Below are 12,828 nucleotides of genomic sequence, written 5' to 3'. Positions count from 1 at the left end.
TTTTTTGATAAATTGCTACAATCTAAGATGTAAAATTTATCTGATGTCAAGCCACTGTGACATTGGTACGACCCTAGATAAGTTTAACTAAGATTCACTTTATAAAATATATGAAAATATGGGGGCTATTATTATGAATACTATTGTAACAAAATTTGGTGGAAGCTCACTAGCAGATGCTAGTCAATTTAGAAAGGTAAAGGAAATAATATTTTCTAATGAAGAAAGAAGATATGTAGTTCCTTCTGCACCTGGAAAAAGAAATTCTAAAGATTCCAAAATAACAGACTTACTATATCTTTGTCATGCCCATGTTTCTACTGGGATATCTTTTGATGATGTTTTTAATCATATAAGAGATAGATATTGCAGTATTGTTAATGACTTAAATTTAGACTTTGATATTAATGAACACTTAGATATCATAAAAAAAGATCTTGAAGAAGGGGCTTCAAGTGACTACGCCGCAAGTAGAGGTGAATACCTAAACGGACTAATCCTTGCAAACTATTTAGGTTTCGAATTTATAGATGCTAAAGATGTTATGATCTTTAATGCTGATAGTTCTTTAGATACTGCTGCAACAAATTCAGCTCTACACTTTAAATTATCTAAGATATCTAAAGCAGTAATTCCAGGATTTTATGGAGCAGATAAAGACGGTAATATAATCACATTCTCAAGAGGTGGTTCTGACGTAACAGGAGCTTTAGTTGCTGCAAGCATCAATGCTGATCTTTATGAAAATTGGACGGACGTTTCAGGATTTTTAATGGCAGATCCTAGAATAATAGATAATCCAAAACCAATAAGCAAAATAACTTATACAGAACTTAGAGAACTTTCTTATATGGGTGCTTCTGTATTACATGAAGATGCAATATTCCCAGTAAGAGAAGTTGGAATTCCAATAAATATAAAAAATACAAACAGACCTCAAGATGAAGGTACTTTTATCGTAAAAGATACAGATGGTTCAATGAAGCCAACAACGGTAACAGGTATAGCTGGTAAAAAAGATTTCACAGTAATCTCAATAGCTAAAGCATCAATGAATTCAGAACTTGGTTTCTGTAGAAAAATTTTATCAATACTTGAACAGCATAATATTTCATTTGAAAATATGCCTTCTGGAATAGATACTGTATGTTTTGTAATTCAAGACTCACAATTAAAGAATAAAAAAGAAGTTGTTGTTGAAGAAATAAAAAGAGCATGCAATCCTGACAGTATAGAAATTCATCCAAACATGGCTATGATAGCAACTGTTGGACGTGGAATGGCTAAACAAAGAGGAACTGCTGCTAAGATATTTACAGCTCTTTCAACAGCTGAAATCAACATTAGAATGATCGATCAAGGTTCTAGTGAAATGAATATTTTAGTTGGTGTTGAAAATGATGACTTTGAAAAAGGAATAGCTGCAATATATAACGCATTTAACTAAAAATATATACAACCGAAAGAAGGATACACTTTTGTTCCGGTTGCTAGAAAATATAGCTTTGAATTTCTAACATTAGAAGTTGTGCCCATTCCTGCATGCTCCTTAGTTCCTAAGGACAAGCAAGAATGGAACAACTTCTAATGAAGAAATTCCCAAAGCCATATTCTCAATGCAACACTCCACAAAAGTGTATCCTTCTTTCTGATAATGTATAATTTTAAGATGTGATTGTTGATCTATAACTAAGACCTAACCATATCTTAAAATTTATATTACATGCCTTAGTATTAATATTTAAATAATCACTTATTTAACACCCAAATCCTCTAAACAACTATGCCTTATATATTTTCTGCTTGAAATAAGGATATTCAAAGGACACTGCTAAATATTTGATTATAGTTTATAACAAATACACTTAAATAATGTTCTTTTCTATATAGCTGGTAAAAAAATTCTTTCTCCTAGAGGTAAATCATTATTGGGCAAATTATTTATATATACCAAGAGCTTCATTACGGATTCAGCTGTATATTGGGGATAATTTTCATTAGCTACTTTATACCACGTATCACCTTCAACTACAGTATACATTTTTCCAGTTCTAATTGTGCTTTCTGGTATATTCAAAACAGTTTTGGAATCTATAGTATTTGCATCTTCAATTTTATTGATTGATTTTATCATCTTAATTGTACTGTTTAAATTGCAAGTACTTTCATATTTTCTAGCAATATCCGTTAAAGTTTCTCCTGATTTCAATTTATAACTAATGCACTGTAAGCTTCTCAAATAGTTAGATGTATCAATATCAGTTTTTCTATTTTCACTGTTAGTCTTTTGCTCCTTAACAACTTGCGTGTCATTTGCTACCATATTGGGTACACTCTTATTTGAACTTTCATTTTTAGAATCTGTCTTTATTTGCCTAGTGGTATCAGCAGATTCTGTGGAAATATCAGTATTAATATTTTTGTTTTTACTTTCAGTTGATGAAGTTGTTGATTTTTCGATTTTGTAAAATGTGGCAGGCAATAGCACAGCTGCAAATATACACAGTATTACTATTAATGGCATTAGTTTTTTAGTCATTATATGATTACCTCCAGTAATATTTTATTATTCTTAGAAGTATTGTCATATAAAAATCATTATATTCATATTTTAGTAAGTTATTTCAACTTCTTTGTTTTTTTATTCTATCCTATAGACTACTTACTTAAAATAAGATTACTTATATTTTATTAGTTTTCTATTTTCTACTACTAATCTTACTAAACTTTTTCTTAATAAAATATTCTTCTGTGAGTAGATCATCTCTTACAGAATTGGTGAATCTTATATGTTTTTTGTAGCTTTCCTCGTTATTTCTTCTTATCCAAAAGGTATCCAGAAAGCACATTCCTTTTGCGGCTAAAAACACTTCCCATTCATCCCAAAAATCTAGATTATAATATTCAAGATAACAATCTAGATTCATTCTATTATAAGGAATTATTCTATCAACTATAAATTCTCTTATGACGTCACTTGGAACTACTCTAATTTTTCTATTAAATAATCCATAAAACTCTGCTGGGTATAGTTTTAAATCATCAATATCTTCATTTCTTTTAAAACTATATTCTTCTGAAATCAAATCATAAGATAAATCTCCTAAATAATACTCTTCATTCATAAGTTCAACAGTTTCTATCTTTGATTTAGGGAGCAACATTTCTTCACCACCTCTATTCTCTCTTTTAATAAAGCTAGGATAAAATCATACCTTTTTTGAGAAATATATTTTGAATATTTATCTATTATTGTTTTATAGTCAATATTTAAATTTAATGAGCAATAATCAACTAATTTCAATTGTTTTCGATTACTAGTATCAAAACATTTAGCATAGTCTGAATCATTTTATCCCTCATGACTTTATGTATAATCTATCCAAAATTCAACTTTTATACTATTGATTCAATTTATCTTTATTTATTATATACTACAAATTAATGTCTTCAAACAAAAAACTTAATTAAGTATTTTAATTCGAAGCTATATACTTAACCTCAAATTTAAATGCCTAACTAAGAAGTTATATTAGCTTTTCTCCTTAGTCAGGCATCATTTACACTGTTTGATTAGCTTTTTTTGTTTTACTTTTTAAGAATTCAATAACTACTGGCAATACCGAGATTAAAATTATTGCTATAATTACAAATTCAAAATTATTTTTAATTATTGGAATAGCTCCAAAGAAATATCCTAAAGCAGATACTCCCAATACCCACACAATTCCACCGATTGCATTAAAGGAAATAAAATGTCTATACTGCATCTTTCCTATTCCAGCTACAAATGGTGCCAGGGTACGAACTATTGGAATAAATCTCGCAAAGATTATTGTCTTTCCACCATGCTTTTCATAGAACCTATTAGTTTTATCAAGGTGTTCTTTCTTTATTAGTTTTCCACCACGCAGCTTAATAAGTTTTTCTCCAAAAATTCTTCCTATTTCATAGTTTGCCGTATCTCCTAAAATTGCTGCTACAATCAAAATTCCGATTAATATGTATATGTTAAGCATACCCATAGCCGCGAAAGCCGCAGCAGCAAATATTAAAGAATCTCCTGGCAAAAATGGTGTCACTACTAGACCTGTTTCTAAAAAAATTATTGCAAACAGTATTAAATACGTTTCAGTGCCATAATTATTTATCACCATGCCTAAGTACCTATCAAGGTGTAAAAATATATCTATTAGATAACTAAGTGTACTCATTTATTTCCTCCCATATATAAATTATTACGCTAATATCTTAATCCGATAGCTAGCATACGTAACACTCCCACAATATATGAAACTCCTCTTCCTAAAGTCAGATGAGTACTCACAGAGTAAGCGACCATCATCAAATCACAGATTTGAGATGTCTGCCTAAGTGGGAGATAACGGCTGCACGCTCCTGGATAAGTGAAACTTTATCATATATGGTTATTATACATTATTAATCGACAAAGTAAAATTAAGATTTTATTAAAAATGTTCTTCGTATTAAAAGCCATTCAAAAGTTTTTTTATTTTATTATTCACTTCAACTCTAGCTATTTTAATCATAGCTTTAATATTAACCTCATATTTAAATTCTAATATTTTTTAATAATTACATTAAGTCTCTTGTACTAGCTCACTACTTTTATTATGTCTTCTTCTAAAACAGTTAGATTTTTATTTTTAAGTGATTTTTCCATACCACTCGATATTCCCAAAAGCATAAAGAAAAATGGGCTTGTATAATACATTGTATTTCCAAACATAGATGAAACCAAATAAGCTACTACCGTACAAAACATACCAATTTCAATCGTGGAAACCTTCTTTCTGATCCTTAGGAAACCTATAAAATAATTAACCATTGCTATAATATAGAAAATCGCTGCTGGAATACCAAGGCTTGCAGCAAATTGAATAATTTCGTTGTGTGCTCTATCTGTCCCAACATTAGCCTTTGCATATTGCTCACCAAGGTTATCTGGTCCATAGCCGAACAATGGCTTTTCAGAAATAAATCTTACTCCATTCCTCCAAAGTATCCATCTCCCTGTTCCAGCACTATCTACATCAGACGATTCCCTCATTACCTTAGATACATCTCCCCCCAGCGTCCAAATATCTTTGTAAAGATGTCCATTATAGATATTCATAGCTATTGTTACAATGATAAATACTCCAACTAATAAAAGTGTTCTTTTCAAAAATAGTTTATTAATCCATATTGTAAGAATTACACTACACAACAATCCTGCTACTACAGCAAGGTAAGGACCTAAAGATCCATTTTCCATCAAAGCTGCTGCAATTATAGAGAACGATGTAATCCTAAATACCCTTCTTAGTTTTGACTTTTTATCTATCTGGAATAACAGTAATACACACATTGTCGACATACATAGATAATAGCCAAAATGATTAAACTGTAAAAAAACAGTTGAATGAACTGTAAAACCAAATAACTTATTTAAGGTTTCTGAATTAATAAGCATAAGTAATGATAATACAGCTGAAGATAGTGTAAAAACTTCAAGAATATATCGTATAAATCGTTTATTCCTAAGAATATAACCACAACCAAAAATACCAAAGTAAGTAAAATAAGTAACAAGTCCTTCTTTACGATATAGCGTTCCGTTAAAGGCAATTTCTAAATTATCTGATGCTAGACATGAAAAGATACTCCAAAAAAGCATCAGAACTAAAAATAACAAAAATATATTATCCTTCAGATACTGTTTTATAGAAACACTTTCCCTTTTCGCATTTAAAATACTTTTAGAAAATACAATAATATTTAATATACATCCAAGAAATCCAATTGTCTGAAGAATCTGGCACCAATATATATGTTTTAATATTAAGAAAAGATACGGCTCTATACCTTGCATAGAATTATATGAAAACATTATAATAATAGGCGATAATGTCCATATCACAAGCAATATAGCAGCTACCTTTTCAATTGACTGTATAGAAATATAGTCAATAAGCTCACTAATCTTGGTCATTCGGTGTATATCATTGTATGTATGCTTTATCTTTTCTGATATATTAGTTATTGATTTCAACTTGAAACCACCTTTCCATTTGATATCCAGTAAATACTCTAAGATTCACGTTATTGAACTTTAATATTATTGTCATCTCTCACATCATCCCATCGGCATTAACATTTCTCAAGCAAAAACTCCACCAAATCTTAATTTAGTGGAGTGCTTTTGTTTACAATTCCGTACAAGGCACTAACACCCCTGTGAGGAATCCATTAATTAATTGGGTTATATATTATAATATAAATCAACCGATTTAAAATAATTCTGGCAGATTTGTTTTTAACTTTAATTTTAAATTCCTATAGTCCCCGGTATCAAGTTGCGCTGTCAAGGCAGCATCACCATTGACACTATTTACCTTATATATCACTGCATACTTCTTACCTGAATCAAGCAACGATTGAGAATTGTTTATTAAGTTTACAGTTATTATATTGTCATTTTTTGTACCGCTGATGATTTTTTTAGAGGATATAATAACATTTTCATTTTCATCTAGCTCATATATACATATATTATCACTATCAATATTTACGTTATTAGGTATACACTTAAGCGTAAAATTATTTATAGAACCTTTCACATCTATCACGAATCCAAAAGTATAATTCATAGAAGCAACTACATCTACTGGAGCCGTATTATCTGTTACAGTACTCCCATTAAATAATCCGTGCTTAGTAATCAAACTGTTTCCGATAAAATTTAATGTAGGTATACCTTGAAAATATTGTGTTTGTGATATCCTTGAGTCATCTTTTAATGAAATATCACGGTAATCAATTTGTCCGCTTTCATTAAAACTAACACTATCTACATTTGAATCTTTTGGTTTTACACTAACATTAAAAGTATATTCATTTGCTTCATATTTATCACTTTGTGAATTATATTTATATTCTATATCTGCAACTTTATTTATACTTGTTGAATTAGTAGTCTCTGCAAGAACTAACCCTTGTGGTAATTCGTCTGTTAGTATTACATTTTTTACATATAACGAACTCGGCTTATTACTACTATCATTCCCTTTATATAAATCAGTTAATTTTATCGGTTTCGGCGTTAAAGTATAGTTTATATTAAAATGTTCACCTTTTTCAATCGGATTTTTTGAAAAAGATTTACTTAGCTCATTAAATCTTTCTTCTACTTCAAATTTTCCAAAACTACCTGTACTAATTTCATCATACTCTGTTTGTGACGTTGTACTAGCACTTTTTTCTTTTAATAGAGCATATTCAATTGTATATATTCCTGGTTCAGTTTTAAAATTTACAGTTGTAGCTCCCATAAATATATTATTTCCTGTTTCTATAGGAGAATCGCTCTTAGATGGATATAATGTGCAGTTACTCGAAGATGATCCGATTAGTTGATAATTATTTTTATTACCTAAACTACTCTCAATTCTAAAGGCAGCAGATCCACCCCAGTTAAAATATTCAAGATATATTGGATAATATACATCTTTTACTAATGCTATTGCGTTAGTATCAGTTAGTCCAGAATCACTAACCCCTCTTGGCTCAAAGGAATCACCTAAAACTTTTAATTCTCCATTAACAGTAATGGTTCCATAAAAGCCATCATCTGAATAAGCTTTGAAGTAATAGTTTCCTGTTTGATTTACTTTTATATATCCCCACGTTTTTCTTGATTCTTTATAACCACTAGCATACGCCTCAACATACTGGTTATTAACAAATAAAGTCTTAGGTACCCACCTAGTTATTATATTCCCATCTTTGTTTCTAACATTTTCACTTGTTACATATTCTGCATTTGCTGAAGTAACACCGGTACTTATTAGCCCTGTTTTATCAGCGAATGGAGTCTTATACACTTCATTTCTATTACTCCACATTGCATCATTACTCATTAATGGCATATGAGATACATCATATGGCATTTGAGTTAGATATCCTGGATGTGCGGTATCTACATCTCCAGTTAATGCTATATATTGCCAATCACTTTCACTAGACTCCTGTCCCTCTTTTACAAATCTATATTTCAAATCAGTGGCTTGTGAATTCGCAACATTCATTGAAACATTTGCTTTACCATATAATTTATATACTTCTCCGTTATTATCAATAACATAATTAGAAGTATTAACTGTAGAATCATAAATTTTATTAATTGTCCCCGAAGAATCACTCACTTTCATAGTAACTTTATCACTAGTAGCAGTAGTAGTATCAGTTATAGTAATGTTTATACTATTTATATTATCATTTGTTATAGGCGTACCATTAAATTGATAGGTTAATGTTGAATCATTAAACAATGTATATGTTCCAGCTCTAGTAGCATTCAAAGTAAAAGAAAAAGGAACTGGTTGTGCATTATATATTATCTTATTACCAGTTTGCGAAACTTTCCTATAAGTAATGTTATCTACCGAAACAATATTTCCACCACCATCTAATTGAAACTCACTTGGAAGATTTAAATTAAATTTAACATTCGTTATAGTATAAGTATCAATTATTTGATCTGCTATTGTACCAAAAACTCCTTCTATAGATCCATCACTAGTCGGATAAAAACCCTTTTGTTGGTCTGTAGTCGAGGTGTCATTCATATTTTTACCAGTCATAGAACCTTGAATTTGCCTCATCCTATCTACTCCATCATTATTCATTCCATATCCAATACAAAATGCATTGTATCCTTTATTTTTGATGATTTCACCTATAGCTTTAGCATATTTTAAATCTTTAAAATCAGATGTATCTGCCTTTCCATCGCCACTATCCGAAATCGTTCCAGTCGTTTCTGTATCTGTATTCAAATAATAATTATTATTTGAATTATTAATCTTTGTATAAAAAGTTGGTATACCATCTGACATAAGTATCACGGTTTTGTTGGCTGTACTATCATTCTGATTACTCTTACTTAATAGATAAGTTGCTTTTCTTAAACCTTCACCTGTATTTGTTCCTCCATCTGCATTTAAATCATCAATTATTTCATTTAATTGGTCAACATAAGCAGCAGGTATTAAAGCTGTATCATTATTATTAATAGAAGCTTTCTCTATATCTGCCGTATCAGAATATGTTACTATTCCAATTTTTAAATTCGGTACGTTCTTCATTTTATCAACAAAATTTTTAGCTGCTTTTTTTAGTTCATATATTTTTGTACTTTTATGCGCACCGTTCTTGTTATGTTCTGAACAATAAGTTGTCTTTCTAATATTGTGTTTAAAATATGGTTTGGCATTTCTATGTGTCTGTTGATCTTCATCTATCCATTCTCTACAATCATTACAATAATAATAATTCTTCCCCCACCAATACGACGTAACTGTATGATTAATATAAGGTTGTTCATTTTTATGTTCTTCAGGAGTCTCATCTAAATATTTCCTACAATCATCACAATAATAGTCTCCAGTGTTATCACATAAATTAGTTACTTCATCTTTCATACTACCAGATACATCCAAAACCAATACTATTTCTTTATTGGGAATATCTGTCTCAAATTGCTGTGGCGTTATAGTCCCTCTAACAGTAATAGGTTGTCCTTTTTGTGCCGGATTAGGTGTAAGTGAAACATTTACATTAATTTGAGGTGGATTAACTGTAGCATTCACTCTAAGTGCTAATATTGTATTTAATATAAATGTAATAACCATAATGAAACTTAATATTCCATATTTCTTATTATATTTCATTTTTATTTTCATCCATATCTCCCCCCTTGTTACAAATTTTTTATTAATACATTATAAATTATCTTGTTATAATACAGGTTCTAGCAGATATTTATGGCATAATATATTAATATAAATACTACCATTTACATATTACTACGCTTCTTTTTTTAAATAAATTTAAATACTAAGTTTTATTTTTATTTCTAAATACAGTTCTTACATTTATATCATAAGTTATCGGTTTATCATTATAATTTCTATCTTTCCTTAATTTAATCGTTAAATCAATATAATTATTTTCACTAATATTATCTTTATTTATTATTTTTATGCTTTCAACATTAGTTGAAAATGGAATTTTATCAACTTTAAGATTGTATCTATTGTTTCCATTTTTATAGTTTTCTCCTGAATATTCCTTCAAAATTTCGAATCCATGGGGAGATGTATGTTTGTAGTATGAATTAATTGTTATTTTTTTTACTTCACCTGCAACATCAATATCACCTTCATCTATAGGTTCAATCCCATTAGCTTCCATTCCAATTTTACTTAATTCTTCTTGAATTGCTTGTCTTTCCCTTTGTAAGTCGGATTCAATAACAACATCTGAAATTATTTCATTACTTACACTAACCATCGTCCATATTATTCCTAAAATAGCAACTGTTAATGTCATAACAATTACAAGTTCCATTACCGTAAACCCTTTTTTTTTTCTATTACTTATCAAATCCGTCTCACATCCTTACTTATTTTTTACTAAACAATCTTCCATATTCCATTTTTTATAAATTTATTCACATCATATTCTACATTCAAACTACCTAGAGTAGTTCCAGGCTCAGCTTCTATAGTTCCATTTCCAAATACAGAAGAAAAAAGATCAACATTTGAAGCTTGTATTCTGTCTGATAACTCTTTATTATATTCTATAGTTGTTTGATCACTTCCAGTAATATCTAAATCACATTCAGCAATTATATTACCCTTAAAATTAACATTACCGTCAATAGTAACCTTTCCAGATGTAGCCACAAATGCATTTAAAGTATTAGTACTATTATGTACCTTTATTGTTATACTATTAGCATCACTCTCTATATCTTCTGTGTCTGAAGCTGTAATTATTATATCCTTATCAGTAAATATAGCTTTTTCATTATTATTTCTTTGATTTGATTTGTCTGATGTATCTGCAGAGTTTTTAAAGAAAATTGGATTCTCATCCTTATAACTTTGAAGTGCATTTTCTATAGACATTAAATCACTCACCTCGTCTTTTTCATGACCTAATGCGTCATATAAAGCTTGTAAATCAGTATCAGTTAATGTTTCTCCGTCAATATGATATACTTTTGAAGCAAATATTTTTTGTTTCTCACCTATAACTGAAGGAATACCGTTTAAACGATAGCTACTGTCTTCAACTTTAACAACATTGTTAGAGTCTTTATATACTCTTGCACCTAGAGACCATGTCTTTCTTTCTGGATGGTCTCTAGTCGTTTCTGGAAGCTCAATTCCACCAGTATTTTCTACTGGTAATTTTCCTTCCCAATATTTCTTAAAGTATTCACTTTTTATGATAACATTATCTTCTTTTAACAATTGTAATTGACCATAATTATCAACAGATTCAATATTACCATCTTGATCAACATCCGGTAGTGCATATGCTATATAATTACCTTTAACACCTGTAGATTCACCAGTAGTATATCCATTTGTTGTAACTGTTTTATCAGTATTAATATGAGCCACTCCCATAATATAGGCTTCCGTAATAATTTTAACACCAGAATTTTGATGTGCATTAACTATAATACTACTAGATGTTCTGCCTAATGGTCTATCAGACTCATTTCTTCCATTGCTTCTTGTTTCATAACTATATTTTAAATTCTTATCATTGATTCCAAAAAACTTATCTATTATAATATTAGTATTATCAGCCTTTAAAGTAATATCATTATCTACTACAACTTCTCTTTCCACATCTTGTATCTTATCGGGCGAAGTCTTACTAACATATAAAGTTGAATATCGGGCTGAATCATCTGCTGCATTTTCATTACCTGCGTAAACATTCATAGCGTATAGATTTCCATTTATAGTTGATTCTACATAATTTCTAATATTAAAAGTTTTTCCTGTAACAACATCTCCATTAAATATAACTTTTTTCTTATTTGTAGATGCATCTAGAACTATTCCACCATTATATTTATTATACGCCCTATCTATCCCATCTACATCTATATCATTATATCCATTGCCTTGAATAAATATATTTCCTGTAACAGAAAGAGGAGAATCTATTACATTCATATTTCCACCAACAATTATTGCTTTATCATTCAAAAATGTGTACTTAGGTAATTCTACTTTTCGTTCACTAAATACAATATCTTTATAATTTGGTACTGTCATATTATATGTTGATTGAAGTGTTCTTTTAGTTGTTGCCTTTACATTCGTATCTATTGTTCTATAATTAGACGTTATTGTTATTTTATAATTACCTTCTATAGCAACCGAAAGATCTGCTTCATCGTCTTCTCCATCGTCTACATTTAAAGTCACATGTCGATATGCTTCTGTTCCATCTTCATTAAAAGCAACATATTTTTTTCCGTTTATAGATTTTCTAAGTTCATCTTCATTAGTTGGAATATCTGAATTCACTGATTCAACTGCGTTTTCCTTATATATAAACGTACTGAAAACTTCTTTAAAATGTTCATTAATCCTTCTATCCTTTTCAGCTTCCTGTTCTTTTATTTGTTCATCTTTATTGGTAATTGTAGTACTGTCTTTTATTTCTTGTATTTCAGTATCTATATTAATAATCGCTTCTGTTTCTTTGTATCTCTCTATTTCATTAACTCCATATATAGCTGCCGCATCAAAAGTTTTTACAAGTATATTATACGCAGCATCTAATCCTGATTCTGATGAATATAAATTTTTTATTCTTGTACTTTCTACTACTCTCCTTTTGTAATCCCCAACTGACATTGATAGCATAGCTGTTCCTACCGTAATTAAAATACCAGAAATAATAACTACCATAATTAAACTAGAGCCTCTTTTTTTCCTTATCATTTAA

8 protein-coding genes are annotated in these 12,828 nt (G+C 29.6%); 1 reads left to right on the top strand and 7 read right to left on the bottom strand.

Going from position 1 to position 12,828, the window contains the following annotated elements; translation table 11 throughout:
- Positions 1 to 133 precede the first annotated feature (133 nt).
- The gene (locus CLCHR_RS15605) at positions 134 to 1,447 is read left to right on the top strand and encodes an aspartate kinase (protein ID WP_079440764.1); all 1,314 of its coding nucleotides are present in this window, start codon (positions 134 to 136) and stop codon (positions 1,445 to 1,447) included.
- Positions 1,448 to 1,882: 435 nt separating this feature from the next.
- On the opposite strand, the gene CLCHR_RS15600 is transcribed toward CLCHR_RS15605, so the two are convergent.
- The 7 genes from CLCHR_RS15600 to CLCHR_RS15570 form a co-directional block, all read right to left on the bottom strand.
- Positions 1,883 to 2,539, bottom strand: coding sequence for a LysM peptidoglycan-binding domain-containing protein (locus CLCHR_RS15600; RefSeq protein ID WP_079440763.1), 657 nt, complete (start codon positions 2,537 to 2,539; stop codon positions 1,883 to 1,885).
- Positions 2,540 to 2,699: 160 nt separating this feature from the next.
- Positions 2,700 to 3,164, bottom strand: coding sequence for a hypothetical protein (locus CLCHR_RS15595; protein ID WP_079440762.1), 465 nt, complete (start codon positions 3,162 to 3,164; stop codon positions 2,700 to 2,702).
- 396 nt (positions 3,165 to 3,560) lie between these two features.
- Positions 3,561 to 4,214 carry a DedA family protein gene (locus tag CLCHR_RS15590; RefSeq protein ID WP_079440761.1) on the bottom strand — a complete coding sequence of 218 codons (654 nt, stop codon included), beginning with the start codon at positions 4,212 to 4,214 and terminating at the stop codon, positions 3,561 to 3,563.
- Between the two features lie 401 nt (positions 4,215 to 4,615).
- Positions 4,616 to 6,055 (bottom strand): O-antigen ligase family protein, encoded by a 1,440-nt coding sequence (locus CLCHR_RS15585; RefSeq protein ID WP_079440760.1) that lies wholly within the window; start codon positions 6,053 to 6,055, stop codon positions 4,616 to 4,618.
- Between the two features lie 238 nt (positions 6,056 to 6,293).
- Positions 6,294 to 9,746 (bottom strand): VWA domain-containing protein, encoded by a 3,453-nt coding sequence (locus CLCHR_RS15580; RefSeq protein WP_079440759.1) that lies wholly within the window; start codon positions 9,744 to 9,746, stop codon positions 6,294 to 6,296.
- Positions 9,747 to 9,900: 154 nt separating this feature from the next.
- On the bottom strand, positions 9,901 to 10,449 hold the full coding sequence (locus tag CLCHR_RS15575) for a type II secretion system protein (RefSeq protein ID WP_079440758.1): 549 nt from the start codon (positions 10,447 to 10,449) through the stop codon (positions 9,901 to 9,903).
- A 29-nt stretch (positions 10,450 to 10,478) separates the two neighbouring features.
- Positions 10,479 to 12,824, bottom strand: a complete 2,346-nt coding sequence (locus CLCHR_RS15570; protein ID WP_079440757.1) for a hypothetical protein — start codon at positions 12,822 to 12,824, stop codon at positions 10,479 to 10,481.
- Positions 12,825 to 12,828 lie beyond the last annotated feature (4 nt).

The sequence above is a fragment of the Clostridium chromiireducens genome (assembly GCF_002029255.1).
Classification (GTDB): domain Bacteria; phylum Bacillota; class Clostridia; order Clostridiales; family Clostridiaceae; genus Clostridium; species Clostridium chromiireducens.
Note: the sequence above shows the minus strand (reverse complement) of the source record. Positions and strands in the feature narration are given on the sequence as shown.

Coding starts and splice junctions, on each gene's coding strand:
- CLCHR_RS15605 (WP_079440764.1), top strand. CDS start 134: ATGAATACTATTGTAACAAAATTTGGTGGAAGCTCACTAGCAGATGCT.
- CLCHR_RS15580 (WP_079440759.1), bottom strand. CDS start 9,746: ATGAAAATAAAAATGAAATATAATAAGAAATATGGAATATTAAGTTTC.
- CLCHR_RS15595 (WP_079440762.1), bottom strand. CDS start 3,164: ATGTTGCTCCCTAAATCAAAGATAGAAACTGTTGAACTTATGAATGAA.
- CLCHR_RS15600 (WP_079440763.1), bottom strand. CDS start 2,539: ATGACTAAAAAACTAATGCCATTAATAGTAATACTGTGTATATTTGCA.
- CLCHR_RS15590 (WP_079440761.1), bottom strand. CDS start 4,214: ATGAGTACACTTAGTTATCTAATAGATATATTTTTACACCTTGATAGG.
- CLCHR_RS15570 (WP_079440757.1), bottom strand. CDS start 12,824: ATGATAAGGAAAAAAAGAGGCTCTAGTTTAATTATGGTAGTTATTATT.